This is a genomic window from Geodermatophilus sp. SYSU D01186 (genome assembly GCF_054050215.1).
The window spans coordinates 1-17,035 of sequence record NZ_JBJGYW010000042.1 but is presented as its reverse complement, the minus strand read 5'-3'; the positions used below and the strand labels follow the sequence as shown (position 1 = coordinate 17,035).

Genomic DNA, 17,035 nt, shown 5'->3' with positions numbered 1-17,035 from the left:
GGCAGCGCCCACCGGTGGCCCGGGCGCCCTAGCCTGCGCAGCATGCCCACACCCACGGCCCGGCGCCCGGCACCCGACGTCCCGCCGTCCGACCCGCGCATGCCGGGCCTCGCACTGGCCGCGGGTGCCGTCGGCATCGTCGGGGTGCTGCCGCCGGCCTTCGTCGCGGTGCTGGCCGTGGCCCTGGGCGGGCTGGCCGCCGACACCGGCCCGGACCCGTGGACCTACCTGCTCCTCGTGGCGCCGTTCGTGCAGCTGTGGGGGGCGCTGTGGCTGCTGGCCCGCCGGGGCTGGCTGCTGCTGGTCCTGTCGGTCCTGCCGGTCGCCGTGCTCACCGGCGCCGTCATCTGGGCCGCGGCGCAGGCCGAGGAGTCCGGCGGGCTGGGCTGGCCGCTGCTGCTGCTGGTCCTCCCCGTGGTGGCGGCCGTGCTGGCGGTGACGCCGCGCGTGCGCCGGTGGATCGCCGGCCGCCCGCGCCGCGCCCGCTGAGCCCACGGCGCGCCGCCCACAGCTGACGGCCAGGCTGCGGCCCTACCCTGCCTGCATGGCGTCGTCCTCCTCGCGGAGCCGGGCGGCCACACGGCGCTCACCCCGCCCGGCGCCCCGGCCGGTCCCGGGTCCGACGGTCGCTGCGGCAGCCCGCGGGCGCCCGCTGCTCGCGCCCTTCGCCGCGGTGTTTGGGGTGCTGGTCGCCGCCGAGGACGTCTTCCTCGGGTACCTGCTGTGGGAGCCCGACCGCGGGTGGCACTGGTACGTGGTGGGCGCCGCCCTCCTGGCCGGCTGGGCCACCGTGGGCGCGGCGATGGTGTGGCTCGGCCGGGACCACGGGTGGCTGGTGCTGGCCGGCGCGAGCCTGCTGCCGCTGCTGCTCCTGATCGGGCTGGTCGTCCTCTTCGGCGTCCTCGGCGCCGGGTCGGCGATGTGGTGGGCGGTGCTGCTGCTGGTCGGGCCGATCGGCTGCCTCGTGATCACCCTGCGCCGCCCGATCCGGCAGTGGACCCGCCCCGCCCGGGCGACGATCCCCCTCCAGCGCGACCGCCGGAGCGCACGCGCCCGATAGCGTGCGCCCGTGGTCGACACTGACGTCGTCGTGGTGGGTGCGGGGCTGGCCGGGCTGGTCGCCACCGCCGAGCTGGCCGACGCCGGCAAGCGGGTGGTGCTGCTCGAGCAGGAGCCGGAGGCATCCCTCGGCGGGCAGGCCTGGTGGTCCTTCGGCGGGCTGTTCCTCGTCGACTCCCCGGAACAGCGCCGGTTGCGCGTGCGCGACTCCCTGGAGCTGGCCCGGCAGGACTGGTTCGGCACCGCCGGGTTCGACCGCGACGAGGACCACTGGCCGCGGCGGTGGGCCGAGGCCTACCTGCAGTTCGCGGCGGGGGAGAAGCGGGCCTGGCTGCGTGAGCAGGGCGTCGGGTTCTTCCCGGTCGTCGGCTGGGCCGAGCGCGGCGGGTACACCGCCACCGGCCACGGCAACTCCGTGCCGCGCTTCCACGTCGTCTGGGGCACCGGGCCCGGCCTGGTCGAGCCGTTCGCCCGCCGGGTGCGCGCCGCCGTCGGCCGCGGTCTGGTGGAGCTCCGCTTCCGCCACCGGGTGGACGAGCTCGTGGTGAGCGACGGCGCCGTCACCGGCGTGCGCGGCGGGGTCCTCGAGCCCAGCGACGCCGCCCGGGGGCAGGCCAGCTCGCGGGTCGAGGTCGGCCCCTTCGAGATCGGCGCGCAGGCCGTCGTCGTCACCTCCGGCGGGATCGGCGGCAACCCCGACCTGGTCCGCCGGAACTGGCCGGCCCGGCTGGGCCCCGCGCCGCAGCGGCTGCTGGCCGGCGTCCCGGCACACGTCGACGGCCGGATGCTGGAGGCCAGCGAGGCCGCCGGCGCCAACCTGATCAACCGCGACCGCATGTGGCACTACACCGAGGGCATCGCCAACCACTCGCCGGTCTGGGAGCGGCACGGCATCCGGATCCTGCCCGGGCCGTCGTCCCTGTGGCTCGACGCCACCGGCCGGCGGCTCCCGGTGCCGCTGTTCCCCGGCTTCGACACCCTCGGCACGTTGGCCCACATCGGGCAGACGGGGTACGAGCACACCTGGTTCGTCGCGACCAAGAAGATCGTGGAGAAGGAGTTCGCCCTCTCCGGCTCCGAGCAGAACCCCGACCTGACCGGCAAGGACGTCAAGCTGCTGCTCAACCGGGTCAGGGCCGGCGTCTCAGGGCCGGTGCAGGCGTTCCTGGACCGGGGCGAGGACTTCGTCGTCGCCCCGACGCTGCCGGAGCTGGTGGCGGGGATGAACCGCATCACCGGCGGGACGCCGGAGCTGGACCTCGGCACGGTGGAGCGGGAGATCGTCTGTCGCGACCGCGCCATCGCCAACGAGTTCGGCAAGGACCTGCAGATCACCGCGGTCCGGGGTGCCCGCCAGTACCTGGGCGACAAGCTGATCCGGGTGGCCCCGCCGCACCGGCTGCTGGACCCCGACGCCGGCCCGCTGATCGCGGTGCGGCTCAACCTGCTCACCCGCAAGACCCTCGGCGGGCTGGAGACCGACCTCTCCGGGCGGGTGCTGCGGGCCGGCGGCGCGGTCTTCCCCGGTCTGTACGCGGCGGGGGAGGTGGCCGGGTTCGGGGGCGGCGGCATGCACGGCTACCGCTCGCTGGAGGGCACCTTCCTCGGCGGCTGCCTGTTCTCGGGGCGGGTCGCGGGCCGGGCCCTGGCGGCCGCGCTGTGAGAGCGACGCGCGAGGGAGCATCGCAGGGAGCGCAGCGACCGAGGAGCGGATCGAGCGCGGAGCCGAACGAGGTGCCCTGTGACCGCACCGCGTGACCCGTGGTCGGACCCGGCCACGGAGACCGAGCACGGCGCCCCCTACGCCGGCCCGCCGCCCACCGCGGCCGTCCCGCCGTGGCCCGGCCCGCCCTACGGCGCGCCCGGTCCGGCCGGCTGGCCTCCCCACGGGGCGTACGGCACGCCCTACGCCCCCTACGGTCCGCCGTGGCCGCCCCCGCCGGCCGGGCCCCGGCGCCCCGGGCAGGTCGTCGCCGCCGCCGTGCTGGCGTTCGTGCAGGCCGCCGGGGTGACGGTGGCGTCGGCCTACGTCTTCCTCGTGGCCTCGCTGTTCGCGCTGGCCGAGGGGGAGCCCGGGTTCCCCGGCGACGGCGACGCGCTGGCCAGGGAGGCGACCGCGCTGGCCGCCGTCCAGATCGCCTCGGTGATCGCCCTCGTCGTCGGCGGGGTCATGGTGCTCAACCGCCGCAGCCGGGCCGCCCGCCGGACCCTGGTCGTCGCGCTGGGCGCCCAGGTCGCGCTGGCCGCCTACTGGGCGGTGCGGCTGTTCGACATGCTCGACCAGATGCCCGGCGCCGACCCGTCGGCGGTGCTCCTGTTCGGTGTCTTCTGCTTCGCCGCCGGGCCGGCGGTCGCCCTGGGGCTGCTGGCCGGGCGCCCCTCCCGCGAGTGGTTCGCCGCCGGCCGGCAGGGAGAGCCGGCATCGAGCCGGTGACCGGCGCGGACGTCCCCGGGTGGGACGATCGGGGGCATGTCCGTCGTCCCCGCCCCCGAGTCCGCCCTGGACCCGGCCGTCGCCGCGCTGCTGCGCCGTGACGACGCCGGCCTGGTCGCCGCCGTCGTCCAGCAGCACGACACCGGTGAGGTGCTCATGGTCGCCTGGATGGACGACGAGGCGCTGCACCGCACGCTGACCACCGGGCGGGCCACCTACTGGTCACGCAGCCGGCAGGAGTACTGGGTGAAGGGCGAGACCTCCGGCCACCGCCAGTGGGTCCGCGACGTGCGCCTGGACTGCGACGGCGACGCCCTCTTGCTGCTCGTCGACCAGGAGGGCCCGGCCTGCCACACCGGCGCGCGCAGCTGCTTCTCCCACCCCCTGGAGGTGACCCGTGCGGCTCGGTGAGACCACTCCGTCGCGGGACGAGTTCGCCGCCCTCGACCAGCCGGTCGTCCCGGTCACCCGGCGGCTCCTGGCCGACGGCGAGACCGCCGTCGGCATCTACCGCAAGCTGGCCGGCAACCGGCCCGGCACCGTGCTCCTGGAGTCGGCCGAGCAGGGCAAGCGGTGGGCCCGGTACAGCTTCGTGGGGGTCCGCAGCGCCGGCGTCCTCACCGAGCGGGACGGCGTCACGCAGTGGCTCGGGCAGCCGCTGCCGGGCCTGACCGACGACCTCCCGGACGACCCGCTGGCCGCCGTCCGGACGCTGGCCCGGCGGCTCCGCTCGCCGCGCACCGAGGGCCTGCCCCCGCTGACCGGCGGCCTGGTCGGGTACCTCGGCTACGACGTCGTCCGCCGGCTGGAGCGGCTGCCGGTCCTGGCCACCGACGACCTGGGCATGCCCGAGCTCGCGATGACGCTCGTCACCGACCTGGCCGTGCTGGACCACAGCGACGGCACCGTGCTGCTGATCGCCAACGCGTTCGCCGGGGTGGCTGGGGTGGGTGGCCAGCATGGCGCGGGGGAGGACGGCACCGGGTGGGACGACGCGGTCGCCCGGCTCGACGCGATGGCCGCGGACCTGACCAAGGCCGCCCCTCCGGGGGTGGCCACCTTCGCCACCGCCGAGGCGCCGCCGGTGGTCAGCAACATGGCGCCGGGGGTGTTCGAGGACGGCGTGGAGCGGGTCCGGGAGCACATCCGGGCCGGTGACGCGTTCCAGGTCGTCCTGGCCCAGCGCTTCGAGGTGGCCACGGAGGTCGACGCGCTCGACCTCTACCGGGTGCTGCGGGCGACCAACCCCTCGCCGTACATGTACCTGCTGCGCTTCGCCGGGCGGGAGACGCCGTTCGACGTCGTCGGCTCCTCGCCGGAGGCGCTGGTGACGGTGACCGGCTCGTCGGCCGTCGTCCACCCGCCGGCCGGCACCCGCCCGCGCGGCGCGACCCCCGACGAGGACGCCCGGCTGGCCGAGGGCCTGCTGGCCGACCCCAAGGAGCGCGCCGAGCACGTCATGCTGGTCGACCTGGCCCGCAACGACCTGGGCCGGGTGTGCGTGCCGGGCACGGTCGAGGTGCCCGACTTCATGCGGGTCGAGCACTACAGCCACGTCATGCACCTGGTGTCCACCGTCGCCGGTGAGGTCGACGCCCAGTGGGACGCCCTGGACGTCTTCGACGCCACGTTCCCGGCGGGCACCGTCTCCGGTGCCCCCAAGCCGCGGGCGATGGAGATCATCGAGACGCTGGAGCCGACCCGCCGCGCGCTGTACGCGGGCACCGTCGGCTACGTCGACGCCAGCGGGGACCTCGACATGGCCATCGCCATCCGGACGGCGGTGCTGCACCAGGGGCGGGCCTACGTGCAGGCCGGCGCCGGCGTCGTCGCCGACAGCGACGCCGCCGGCGAGGAGGCCGAGACCCGCCACAAGGCCCGCGCCGTCCTGTCGGCGATCGCGACGGCCGAGGGGATGCGGGAGCTGCCGTGAGCCGGCCGCGGCGGAGGTCCGACGGCGAGCGCCGGCGAGCGAGGAGCGGAGCGCTGCGCGGGAGCGGACCGTGGGCGCCGTGAGCTCCCCGCCCGGCCGGGCCCGGCGCGAGCTGACCCTGGCGGTGGCCGGTGCCGCGCTGGCCGGTGGGCTGGCCCTCTCCGCCGGCGGCCAGACCTGGACGACCGCCACGCTGCGCCGCCCGGCCCCGCTGCCGCCGACCACCACGGAGCTGACCGGCGCCACGCTCGCGCCGCTGGTGCCGGCCGGCGGGCTGCTGCTCCTGGCCGCCGCGGTGGCGCTGCTGGCCGTCCGCGGCGCCGGGCGGGCCACGCTCGGCCTCCTGGTCGCGCTCACCGGGGGCGTGCTCGGCTGGTCGGGCCTGCGGGCGCTGGCCGGCGACGCCGACGCCGCCGCGGCCGCCGCCGTCGGCCCCGGGACGCCCGGCAGCGAGCTCACCGCCCAGGTGCACGCCGCGTGGCCGGTGCTCGCGCTGCTGGCCGGCGTCGTCGCCGTGCTGGCCGGCCTGCTCACCGTGCTGCGCGGCCGCGACTGGCCGGGCATGGGCCGCCGCTACGAGCGGACGCCGGAGGCCGGCGTGTCCGCACCCGCGCGGCCCCGCACCGACGAGGACCGCGCCCTCGACGCCTGGCGGGCCCTGGACCGCGGCGAGGACCCGACCGAGCCCGGCGGACGCGAACCCTGAGCGCTACCCACGCCCGGTTGCCGCCAATCGCCTGACCGCCGTGTCGGGCGCCCCCGCGGGCGGGGGAGCCCCGCGCCGCCTCTACAGTGGGTGTGCGGGCCCGGTCGAGACCGGTCCGGACCGCCCGGCCAGACCGACGATCAGCGGGAGGACACGTGTCCGTGCTCGACGAGATCGTCGCCGGTGTACGAGAAGACCTGGCGGCGCGCGAGGCCCTCACCCCGCTGAGCGAGGTCAAGGCCGCCGCGCAGGACGCCCGGCCGGCGCTCGACGCCCTGGCCGCCCTGCGCGCCCCCGGCGTCGGGGTCATCGCCGAGGTGAAGCGGCAGAGCCCGTCGAAGGGCGCCCTCGCGGCGATCCCCGACCCGGCCGTCCTGGCCACGCAGTACGCCGACGGCGGGGCGCGGGTGATCAGCGTGCTCACCGAGCGGCGCCGCTTCGGTGGGTCGCACGCCGACCTCGCCGCCGTGCGGGCCGCCGTCGACGTGCCGATCCTGTGCAAGGACTTCATCGTCAGCAGTTACCAGGTGCACGAGGCCCGCGCGCACGGTGCCGACGTCGTCCTGCTCATCGTCGCGGCGCTGGAGCAGAACGCGCTCGTGGGCCTGCTCGAGCGGGTCGAGTCCCTGGGCATGACCGCGCTGGTGGAGGTGCACACCGAGGCCGAGGCCGACCGGGCCCTGGCCGCCGGTGCCGCCGTCATCGGCGTCAACGCCCGCGACCTCACCACGCTCGAGGTCGACCGCTCCACCTTCGAGCGCATCGCCCCGGGGCTGCCCTCGGGCGTGGTCAAGGTCGCCGAGTCCGGCGTCCGCGGGCCGCACGACCTGATCGGCTACGCCGCCGCGGGGGCCGACGCCGTCCTCGTCGGCGAGGGTCTGGTCACCGCCGGCGACGCCCGCCAGGCGGTCGCCGACCTGGTCACCGCGGGATCCCACCCCGCGACCCCGCGCACGAGTCGCTGAGGAGAAGGGCCCTCCTGCCCCCACCGCTCGCACGCTCGCGGCGGGCCCCTGCAGGAGGGCCGGGCCACCGCGGGAGCGGCGGCGCGTGGCGTCGCCGCGGAGGCCGGCGACACGTCCCGGCGACCCCTGCACCACCGGCGCGTCCCGGCGCGGGACACTGGGGGCATGACGACGACCAGCCCACCGCAGCCCGAGGACCAGCTCCTTCCGGCGCGCCCGGGCTGGCCCGACGCCACTGGCCACTTCGGGGTCTTCGGCGGCCGCTTCGTCCCCGAGGCGCTGATCGCCGCGCTCGACGAGCTCACCGAGGCCTACGAGGCGATGCGGGTCGACCCGGCCTTCCTCGCGGAGTTCGACCGGCTGCAGCGGGACTACACCGGCCGCCCGAGCCCGGTCACCGAGGTGCCGAAGTTCGCCGAGCACGCCGGCGGCGCCCGCGTGCTGCTCAAGCGCGAGGACCTCAACCACACCGGCTCGCACAAGATCAACAACGTGCTGGGCCAGGCCCTGCTCACCAAGCGCATCGGCAAGACCCGCGTGATCGCCGAGACCGGGGCCGGTCAGCACGGCGTGGCCACCGCCACGGCCGCCGCGCTCATGGGGCTGTCCTGCACCGTCTACATGGGCGAGGAGGACACCCGCCGGCAGGCGCTCAACGTCGCCCGGATGCGGCTGCTCGGCGCCGAGGTCATCCCGGTGAGCACCGGCTCCCGCACCCTCAAGGACGCGATCAACGAGGCGTTCCGCGACTGGGTCACCAACGTGGAGACGACGAACTACGTCTTCGGCACCGTCGCCGGCCCGCACCCGTTCCCGGCGATGGTCCGCGACTTCCAGCGGGTCATCGGCGACGAGGCGCGCGCCCAGGTGCTCGAGCGGGAGGGCCGGCTGCCCGACGCCGTCCTGGCCTGCGTGGGCGGCGGGTCCAACGCGATCGGCATCTTCACCGCGTTCGTGCCCGACGAGGGGGTGCGCCTGGTGGGCCTGGAGGCCGGTGGGGACGGCGTCGAGACCGGTCGGCACGCCGCGACGATCACCGGCGGGTCGCCGGGCGTGCTGCACGGCGCCCGCTCGTACCTGCTGCAGGACGACAACGGCCAGACGATCGAGTCGCACTCGATCAGCGCCGGCCTGGACTACCCCGGGGTCGGCCCGGAGCACTCCTTCCTGCACAGCACCGGCCGCGCCGAGTACCGGCCGGTCACCGACGCCGAGGCCATGGAGGCCTTCGCGCTGCTGTGCCGCACCGAGGGCATCATCCCGGCGATCGAGTCGGCGCACGCCCTCGCCGGCGCGCTGCAGCTCGGCAAGGAGCTGGGGTCGGACGCGCTGCTGCTGGTGAACCTCTCCGGCCGCGGCGACAAGGACGTCGAGACGGCGTCGAAGTGGTTCGGCCTCGGCGACCGCGAGGACGTCGACCCGGGACCGGGCCTGGACACCGACCAGCAGCCCACCGAGGGCGCGGTCAGCAACGACGAGGCCGTCGCCGGCCAGGACGCGGGAGAGACGGCGTGAGTCTGTTGGCAGTCCGGATCGCGGCGGCACGGGGGGAGGGGCGCTCGGCGCTGGTGGCCTACCTGCCGGTCGGCTACCCCGACGTGGACGCCTCGATCGAGGCCATGGTCGCCATGGTGGAGGGCGGGGCCGACGTCGTCGAGGTCGGCGTCCCCTACAGCGACCCGGGCATGGACGGTCCGGTGATCCAGCGGGCCGTCGACCCGGCCGTCCGCGCGGGCGTCGGGATGCGCGACGCGCTGCGCGCGGTCGAGGCGGTCGCCGCCGCGGGCGCGGTGCCCGTGGTCATGAGCTACTGGAACCCCATCGAGCGCTACGGCGTCGACCGGTTCGCCACCGACCTGGCCGCCGCCGGGGGAGCGGGGGCCATCACCCCCGACCTCATCCCCGACGAGGCGGCCGGGTGGATCGCCGCCGCCGAGCGCGCCGACCTCGACCGCGTGTTCCTCGTGGCGCCGTCGTCCACCGACGCCCGGCTGGTGTCCACGACCGCCGCCTGCCGGGGCTTCGTCTACGCCGCCTCCACCATGGGCGTCACCGGCACCCGCGCCACCGTCGGCGACGCGGCGGAGAAGCTGGTCGCCCGGACCCGCGCGGCCGCCCCCGACCTCGCGGTCTGCGTGGGCCTGGGGGTCTCCGACGGCGACCAGGCCGCCGAGGTGGCCGCCTTCGCCGACGGCGTCATCGTCGGGTCGGCGTTCGTGCGCACGCTGCTCGACGGCCGCGGCGCCGACGGCGTCCGGGCGCTGGCCGCCGAGCTCGCCGAGGGTGTCCGCCGCCGGGCGGGGGCGCCCGCGTGATCCCGCTGGCCGCCATCCCCAGCCCCACCCAGGGCGTCTGGGAGCTCGGCCCGCTCCCGATCCGCGCCTACGCGCTGTGCATCATCGCCGGCATCGTCGCCGCGATCTGGCTGACCGACCGGCGCTGGCGGGCCCGCGGCGGGGCGGAGGGCGACGTCCTGGACATCGCCGTCTGGGCGGTGCCCTTCGGCATCATCGGGGGCCGGCTCTACCACGTCATCACCAGTCCCCGGGCCTACTTCGGCGAGGGCGGCGACCCGCTGCGCGCCTTCGCCATCTGGGAGGGCGGCCTGGGCATCTGGGGGGCCATCGCCTTCGGCGGCGTGGGGGCCTGGATCGCCTGCCGCCGCCGCGGCATCCCGCTGCCGGCCTTCGCCGACGCGCTGGCGCCCGGGCTGCTGGTCGCCCAGGCCATCGGTCGGCTGGGCAACTGGTTCAACAACGAGCTCTACGGCGGCCCGACGGACCTGCCCTGGGCCCTGACCATCTACGACTGGGACGGCACCGGGGCGGTCGTGGGCGCCGACGGGCAGCCGGTGGTGCTGGGCACGTTCCACCCGACGTTCCTCTACGAGCTGCTGTGGAACCTCGCCGCGGCCGCCCTGGTCATCTGGGCCGACCGCCGGTTCCGGCTCGGCCACGGCCGCGCGTTCGCCCTCTACGTGGCCAGCTACTGCGCCGGCCGGCTGTGGATCGAACTGCTGCGCACCGACCCGGCGGAGCACTTCTTCGGCGTCCGGCTCAACGTCTTCACATCGGTCATCGTCGGCCTGCTCGCGGTGGCGTACATGGTGTGGCAGCGAGGGCGCCCGCGCGAGGTGATCACCCGGGGACGTGACACTTCTGACACCGCCGGCCGCGACCGCGGGCCCGACGCGGCGTCGCCGGTGGTCGCCCCCGGCGGCGGCGAGCCGGTGGACGGCGAACCCGCTGGTGAGGACGATCACGGGCGTCGCACGGAGAGTTGAGCGGGACGCGCCGGGTCGATGTTTGTCGGTGTGAGGCCGGTGTTACGTCTGTGTACCCTTCTGGCCGGGCCCTCTCAGTGATCCTGGCGAGGGCGCTTGCGTCGGAACCGGGCCAGCGCCGCCCCGCGGACGACCACCTCGGGGGGCACCACCTCCGGGGCTCGTGAGCCAAGCGGGACCGGCGATCACGGATCGTCCCCGCTGCGGCTCTCCCGCAGTGCCGCACCCTCTGCCCTCTGACCACCGGCCCCGGGCCTCCGCCCCCCGCCCGCTCCCCGTCATCGACGACGGCGGCGGACGGCGCGCCGACGACGGGAGTGACATGCCCGAGTTCCCCGCCCCCGCCACCGGCTCTCCCGCTCCCCGCGGGACCGCCGTCCCGTTCTCCGCGGTGCCGCCGGCCGCCGGCCTGTACGACCCGGCCAACGACAAGGACGCCTGTGGCGTGGCCTTCGTCGCCGACGTCCAGGGACGCCGGTCGCGGCGGATCGTGGCCGCCGGCCTCACCGCCCTGCACAACCTCGACCACCGCGGTGCGGCCGGCTCCGAGCCGAACTCCGGGGACGGCGCCGGCATCCTGACGCAGGTGCCCGACGCGCTGCTGCGGGCCGAGGTCGACTTCGACCTGCCGCCGCTGGGCGAGTACGCGGTCGGCGTCGCCTTCCTGCCGGTCGACGAGGCCGAGCGGGCCGCCCGCTACGAGGAGGTCGCCCGCCTCGCCGCCGAGGAGGGCCTGACCGTCCTCGGCTGGCGCGAGCTGCCGGTCGACCCCGACGGCGCCGACGTCGGCCCCACGGCGCGCGCGGTGATGCCGCACTTCGCCCAGCTGTTCGTCGCCGAGACCATGGGCGCCCGCGCGGACACCGCCGCCTTCGGCGGCAACGCGGCCCCCCACGGCGTCACCCGGCTCGAGCGGCGGGCCTTCGTGCTGCGCAAGCGCGCCGAGCGGGCGGCCGCCGAGGCCGGCAGCTCCCTGTACATCGCCTCGCTGTCGTCGCGGACGATCACCTACAAGGGCATGCTGACCACCGACCAGCTGCCGGCGTTCTTCCCCGACCTGCGCGACGAGCGCTACGAGTCGGCGATCGCCCTGGTGCACAGCCGGTTCTCCACCAACACCTTCCCGAGCTGGCCGCTGGCCCACCCGTTCCGGCTGATCGCGCACAACGGCGAGATCAACACCATCAAGGGCAACCGGAACCGGATGCGGGCCCGCGAGGCCAAGCTCGAGACCGCGCTGTTCGACGGGCCGGCGGGGCCCGCCTCGGAGCTGGGGCTGGAGCGGATCTTCCCGGTCACCGCCAGCGACTTCAGCGACTCGGCGACCTTCGACGAGGTGCTGGAGCTGCTGCACCTGTCCGGCCGCTCGCTGCCGCACGCGGTGCTCATGATGATCCCGGAGGCGTGGGAGAACCACGACGAGATGGACCCGGCCCGCCGGGCCTTCTACCGGTTCCACTCCTCGATCATGGAGCCCTGGGACGGCCCCGCCGCCGTCGCGTTCACCGACGGCACGCTCATCGGCGCCGTCCTCGACCGCAACGGCCTGCGCCCCGGCCGCTGGTGGCACACCAAGGACGACCTGGTCGTCCTGGCCAGCGAGGTCGGCGTGCTGGAGATCCCCGACTCCGAGGTCGTGGCCAAGGGCCGGCTGCAGCCGGGCCGCATGTTCCTCGTGGACACCGCGGCGCGGAAGATCGTCTCCGACGAGGAGGTCAAGGGCGCGCTCGCCGGCGAGCACCCCTACGAGGACTGGCTGCACGCCGGCCTCGTGCACCTGCCCACGCTGCCCGAGCGCCGCCGCGCCCGGCCCAGCCACGAGTCCGTCGTCCGCCGGCAGCAGCTGTTCGGCTACACCGAGGAGGACCTCCGCGTCCTGCTCACGCCGATGGCGTCGACCGCCGCCGAGCCGATCGGGTCGATGGGCACCGACACGCCGGTCGCGGCGCTGTCGGACCGCTCCCGGCTGCTCTTCGACTACTTCGGGCAGCTGTTCGCCCAGGTGACCAACCCGCCGCTGGACGCCATCCGCGAGGAGCTGGTGACCAGCCTCGGGCGCACCTTCGGCCCGGAGCAGAACCTGCTGCAGGCCACCCCGGCGTCGTGCCGGCAGGTGTTCCTGCCGTTCCCGGTCATCGACAACGACGAGCTGGCCAAGATCCTGCACATCGACGACGACGGCGACCTGCCCGGGTACGCCGCCGTCCGGATCACCGGCCACTTCGACGTCAACGGCGGTGGGCCGGCGCTGGCCGAGGCGATCGAGCAGCTGCGGACCAAGGTCAGCAAGGCGATCGCCGCCGGCGCGCGGATCATCGTGCTCTCCGACCGCGACTGCGACGAGAAGCGCGCCCCGATCCCGTCGCTGCTGATGACCGCCGCGGTCCACCACCACCTCGTGCGGCAGAAGACCCGCATGGAGGTCGGCCTGGTCGTCGAGTCCGGCGACTGCCGCGAGGTGCACCACATCGCGCTGCTGCTCGGTTACGGCGCCGCCGCGGTCAACCCGTACCTGGCGTTCGAGTCGATCGAGGACCTCATCCGCGACGGCGTCCTCACCGGCGTCGAGCCCGCCCAGGCGGTCCGCAACGTGGTGAAGGCGCTGGGCAAGGGCGTCCTCAAGGTCATGAGCAAGATGGGCATCAGCACCGTCGGCTCGTACACGATGGCGCAGATCTTCGAGGCCGTCGGCCTGTCCCAGGAGGTCGTCGACGAGTACTTCACCGGCACCTCCTGCCCGCTGGGCGGTGTCGGCATCGACGTCCTCGCCGAGGAGGTGGCCATGCGCCACCGCCGCGCCTACCCGGAGAACCCGACCGAGCGCGCCCACCGCCGCCTGGAGACCGGTGGCGAGTACCAGTGGCGCCGCGAGGGCGAGGTGCACCTGTTCAACCCCGAGACGGTGTTCCTGCTCCAGCACGCCACCCGGGCGCGCCAGTACGACGTCTTCGAGAAGTACACGAAGACCGTCGACCAGCTCTCCGAGGACGCCGCGACGCTGCGCGGGCTGTTCACCCTCCGGACCGGCGTGCGCCCCGCGGTGCCGCTGGAGGAGGTCGAGCCGGTCAGCGCGATCGTCAAGCGGTTCTCCACCGGCGCGATGAGCTACGGCTCCATCTCGCAGGAGGCGCACGAGACCCTCGCGATCGCGATGAACCGGCTGGGCGGCAAGTCCAACACCGGTGAGGGCGGCGAGGACCCCGACCGCTTCGTGCCCGACCCGAACGGCGACCTGCGGCGCTCGGCGATCAAGCAGGTGGCCAGCGGCCGCTTCGGCGTCACCAGCGAGTACCTGGTCAACGCCGACGACATCCAGATCAAGATGGCGCAGGGCGCCAAGCCCGGCGAGGGCGGCCAGCTGCCCGGCCAGAAGGTCTACCCGTGGGTGGCCCGCACCCGGCACTCCACGCCGGGCGTCGGCCTGATCAGCCCGCCGCCGCACCACGACATCTACTCCATCGAGGACCTCAAGCAGCTGATCCACGACCTGAAGAACGCCAACAACGAGGCGCGGGTCCACGTCAAGCTGGTCTCCGAGGTCGGGGTCGGCACGGTCGCGGCCGGCGTGAGCAAGGCCCACGCCGACGTCGTCCTGATCTCCGGGCACGACGGCGGCACCGGCGCCGCGCCGCTGACCTCGCTCAAGCACGCCGGCTCGCCGTGGGAGCTCGGCCTGGCCGAGACGCAGCAGACGCTGCTGGCCAACGGCCTGCGCGACCGGATCGTCGTGCAGTGCGACGGGCAGATGAAGACCGGCCGCGACGTCGTCATCGCCGCGCTGCTGGGCGCCGAGGAGTACGGCTTCGCCACCGCTCCGCTGGTCGTCTCCGGCTGCGTGATGATGCGCGTCTGCCACCTGGACACCTGCCCGGTCGGCGTCGCCACGCAGAACCCCGAGCTGCGCAAGCGGTTCACCGGGCGCCCGGAGTTCGTGGTCACGTTCTTCGAGTTCCTCGCCGAGCAGGTCCGCCAGTACCTGGCCGAGCTGGGCTTCCGCTCCCTCGACGAGGCGATCGGCCACGCCGAGCTGCTCGACACCCGCAAGGCCGTCGACCACTGGAAGGCCGCCGGGCTGGACCTCACCCCGGTGCTGGCCGTGCCCGAGCTGCCCGAGGGTGCCCCCCGGCACCGCGTGCGGGAGCAGGACCACGGCCTGGACGTCGCCCTGGACCAGACCCTCATCCAGCTGTGCGAGGGGGCGCTGCTCGACGCGCGGCCGGTCAGCCTCGAGCTGCCGGTGCGCAACGTCAACCGCACCGTCGGCACGATGCTCGGCTCGATGGTCACCCGGCGCTTCGGCGGCGAGGGCCTGCCCGACGGCACGATCGACCTGACCTTCACCGGGTCGGCCGGCCAGTCCTTCGGCGCGTTCGTGCCGCGCGGCATCACCATGCGGCTGCTGGGCGACGCCAACGACTACGTCGGCAAGGGCCTGTCCGGCGGTCGGATCGTCGTCCGGCCGGCGCGGGAGGCGACCTTCGCCGCCGAGGACAACGTCATCGCCGGCAACGTCATCGGCTACGGCGCGACCGCGGGGGAGATCTTCCTGCGCGGCCGGGTGGGCGAGCGGTTCTGCGTGCGCAACTCGGGCGCGCTGGCCGTCGTCGAGGGCGTGGGCGACCACGCGCTGGAGTACATGACCGGCGGGCGCGCGGTGATCCTCGGCCCGACCGGCCGCAACATCGCGGCCGGCATGTCCGGTGGCATCGCCTACGTGCTCGACCTGGCCCGCCACCGCGTCAACGGCGAGATGGTGGACGTCGAGCCGCTGGACGGCGAGAACGCGCAGTGGCTGCGCGACGTGCTGGTCCGCTACCACGAGGACACCGAGTCGCCGGTGGCGTCCGCGCTGCTGGCCGACTGGGGCCGCTGGTCGGAGCGCTTCAGCGTGATCATGCCGCGTGACTACCGTCGCGCGGTCGAGGCCCGGCGTGCTGCCGAGGCCGCCGGAACGGATGTGGACAGGGCACTGATGGAGGCCGCACGTGGCTGACTCGACGGGTTTCCTCAAGCACGAGCGGGCGCTGCCGCCGCGGCGTCCGGTCGATGTCCGGATCCTGGACTGGAAGGACGTCTACCTCGCCCGGCAGAACGGTGAGGACGGCGTCTTCCCGGTGGCGGCGGTCCGCCAGCAGGCGGCGCGCTGCATGGACTGCGGCATCCCGTTCTGCCACCACGGCTGCCCGCTGGGCAACCTGATCCCGGAGTGGAACGACCTCGCCCGCCGCGACGACTGGACCGAGGCGATCGAGCGGCTGCACGCGACCAACAACTTCCCGGAGTTCACCGGGAAGCTGTGCCCGGCGCCGTGCGAGGGCGCCTGCGTGCTGAACCTCCAGGAGTCGCCGGTCACGATCAAGCAGATCGAGTGGGAGATCATCGACCAGGCGTTCCAGCGGGATCTCGTCAAGCCGGTGCTCCCGCAGGAGCACACCGGCAAGAAGGTCGCCGTCATCGGCTCGGGCCCCGCGGGCCTGGCCGCCGCCCAGCAGCTGACCCGCGCCGGGCACGAGGTGACCGTGTACGAGCGGGCCGACCGCGTCGGCGGGCTGCTCCGGTACGGCATCCCCGAGTTCAAGATGGAGAAGGCCGTCCTCGACCGGCGGCTGGACCAGATGCGGGCCGAGGGCACCCGGTTCGTCACCGGGGTCGAGGTCGGCGGCAGCGGTGCCGGCGACCTGTCGGCCGAGCAGCTGCGGGCCGAGTACGACGCGGTCGTGCTGGCCGGTGGCGCCACCATCGGCCGCGACCTGCCTGCCCCGGGCCGGGAGCTCTCCGGCATCCACCTGGCCATGGAGTACCTGCCCTTCGGCAACCGGCAGGCCCTCGGCGAGCTGGACGAGCCGCCGATCGACGCGCGTGGCAAGCACGTGGTGATCATCGGTGGCGGCGACACCGGCGCGGACTGCCTGGGCACCGCCCACCGGCAGGGCGCGGCGTCGGTGACGCAGCTGGAGATCATGCCGGCGCCGCCGGACCGCCGCGACCAGGCGGCCAACCCGTGGCCCACCTACCCGATGATCATGCGGGTCTCCAGCGCCCACGAGGAGGGCGGGGAGCGGCTCTACAGCGTCAACACCGAGCGCTTCCTGGGCCACGAGGACGGGCGCGTGCGCGCCCTGCTCCTGCACGAGGTGGAGCGGGTCGACGGCCGGTTCCAGAAGGTCGAGGGCACCGAGCGGGAGATCCCCGCCGACCTGGTGTTCCTCGCCATGGGCTTCACCGGTGCCCAGCGCACCGGCCTGGTCGATGCCCTCGGCGTCGAGGTCGACGGGCGCGGCAACGTCGCGCGCGACGGCGAGTTCATGTCCACCGTCCCCGGGGTCTTCGTCGCCGGTGACATGGGCCGCGGCCAGTCGCTGATCGTGTGGGCCATCGCCGAGGGCCGGGCCGCCGCCGGCGCCGTGGACACCTGGCTGACCGGGGCGTCGATGCTGCCGCGGCCGGTGACCCCCACCGCGGTCGCGCTGCGCTGAACCACCGCCCCGTCCACCGCGACGGGGCTCCCGGCCGGGGGGGGGGGGGGGGGGGGGGGGGGGGGGGGCGGGGGGGGGGGGGGGGGGCGGGGGGGGGCGGGGGGGGGGGGGGGGGGGGGGGGGGGGGGGGGGGGGGGGGGGGGGGGGGGGGGGGGGGGGGGGGGGGGGGGGGGGGGGGG

13 protein-coding genes are annotated in these 17,035 nt (G+C 75.3%); all 13 read left to right on the top strand.

The window, feature by feature from the left end; translation table 11 throughout:
* Window positions 1-42 precede the first annotated feature (42 nt).
* The 13 genes from ACI784_RS22500 to ACI784_RS22440 all read left to right on the top strand — a co-directional run bounded on the left by ACI784_RS22500 (window position 43) and on the right by ACI784_RS22440 (window position 16,856).
* Window positions 43-489, top strand: coding sequence for a hypothetical protein (locus tag ACI784_RS22500; RefSeq protein ID WP_456924896.1), 447 nt, complete (start codon window positions 43-45; stop codon window positions 487-489).
* Window positions 490-682: 193 nt separating this feature from the next.
* Complete coding sequence (locus ACI784_RS22495) at window positions 683-1,060, top strand: hypothetical protein (RefSeq protein ID WP_457014989.1); 378 nt, start codon at window positions 683-685, stop codon at window positions 1,058-1,060.
* A gap of 9 nt (window positions 1,061-1,069) precedes the next feature.
* Complete coding sequence (locus tag ACI784_RS22490; protein ID WP_457014988.1) at window positions 1,070-2,722, top strand: FAD-binding dehydrogenase; 1,653 nt, start codon at window positions 1,070-1,072, stop codon at window positions 2,720-2,722.
* 78 nt (window positions 2,723-2,800) lie between these two features.
* On the top strand, window positions 2,801-3,493 hold the full coding sequence (locus ACI784_RS22485) for a hypothetical protein (protein ID WP_457014987.1): 693 nt from the start codon (window positions 2,801-2,803) through the stop codon (window positions 3,491-3,493).
* Between the two features lie 36 nt (window positions 3,494-3,529).
* Window positions 3,530-3,904 carry a phosphoribosyl-AMP cyclohydrolase gene (gene hisI, locus ACI784_RS22480; RefSeq protein ID WP_457014986.1) on the top strand — a complete coding sequence of 125 codons (375 nt, stop codon included), beginning with the start codon at window positions 3,530-3,532 and terminating at the stop codon, window positions 3,902-3,904.
* Window positions 3,891-5,426, top strand: coding sequence for an anthranilate synthase component I (locus tag ACI784_RS22475; RefSeq protein ID WP_457014985.1), 1,536 nt, complete (start codon window positions 3,891-3,893; stop codon window positions 5,424-5,426). Before hisI ends, ACI784_RS22475 begins: the two co-directional genes overlap by 14 nt.
* A gap of 79 nt (window positions 5,427-5,505) precedes the next feature.
* The gene (locus ACI784_RS22470) at window positions 5,506-6,132 is read left to right on the top strand and encodes a Trp biosynthesis-associated membrane protein (RefSeq protein WP_456924890.1); all 627 of its coding nucleotides are present in this window, start codon (window positions 5,506-5,508) and stop codon (window positions 6,130-6,132) included.
* 155 nt (window positions 6,133-6,287) lie between these two features.
* On the top strand, window positions 6,288-7,097 hold the full coding sequence (gene trpC / locus ACI784_RS22465) for an indole-3-glycerol phosphate synthase TrpC (protein WP_457014984.1): 810 nt from the start codon (window positions 6,288-6,290) through the stop codon (window positions 7,095-7,097).
* 165 nt (window positions 7,098-7,262) lie between these two features.
* Entirely contained in the window at window positions 7,263-8,612 is a 1,350-nt protein-coding gene (gene trpB, locus ACI784_RS22460) for a tryptophan synthase subunit beta (protein WP_457014983.1), read from the top strand.
* A complete protein-coding gene (gene trpA, locus ACI784_RS22455; protein WP_457014982.1) occupies window positions 8,609-9,412 on the top strand; it encodes a tryptophan synthase subunit alpha in 804 nt (267 codons plus the stop codon). Before trpB ends, trpA begins: the two co-directional genes overlap by 4 nt.
* Window positions 9,409-10,380, top strand: coding sequence for a prolipoprotein diacylglyceryl transferase (lgt, locus tag ACI784_RS22450; protein ID WP_457014981.1), 972 nt, complete (start codon window positions 9,409-9,411; stop codon window positions 10,378-10,380). The genes trpA and lgt overlap by 4 nt, the downstream gene beginning before the upstream one ends.
* Window positions 10,381-10,702: 322 nt before the next feature.
* Window positions 10,703-15,373 (top strand): glutamate synthase large subunit, encoded by a 4,671-nt coding sequence (gene gltB / locus ACI784_RS22445; protein ID WP_457014980.1) that lies wholly within the window; start codon window positions 10,703-10,705, stop codon window positions 15,371-15,373.
* Window positions 15,366-16,856 carry a glutamate synthase subunit beta gene (locus ACI784_RS22440; RefSeq protein WP_456924884.1) on the top strand — a complete coding sequence of 497 codons (1,491 nt, stop codon included), beginning with the start codon at window positions 15,366-15,368 and terminating at the stop codon, window positions 16,854-16,856. Before gltB ends, ACI784_RS22440 begins: the two co-directional genes overlap by 8 nt.
* Window positions 16,857-17,035: the final 179 nt, after the last annotated feature.

Bases quoted from the DNA above. Each gene is read 5' to 3' on its own strand.
- hisI (WP_457014986.1), top strand. From the start codon at position 3,530: ATGTCCGTCGTCCCCGCCCCCGAGTCCGCCCTGGACCCGGCCGTCGCC.
- ACI784_RS22500 (WP_456924896.1), top strand. From the start codon at position 43: ATGCCCACACCCACGGCCCGGCGCCCGGCACCCGACGTCCCGCCGTCC.
- trpB (WP_457014983.1), top strand. From the start codon at position 7,263: ATGACGACGACCAGCCCACCGCAGCCCGAGGACCAGCTCCTTCCGGCG.
- gltB (WP_457014980.1), top strand. From the start codon at position 10,703: ATGCCCGAGTTCCCCGCCCCCGCCACCGGCTCTCCCGCTCCCCGCGGG.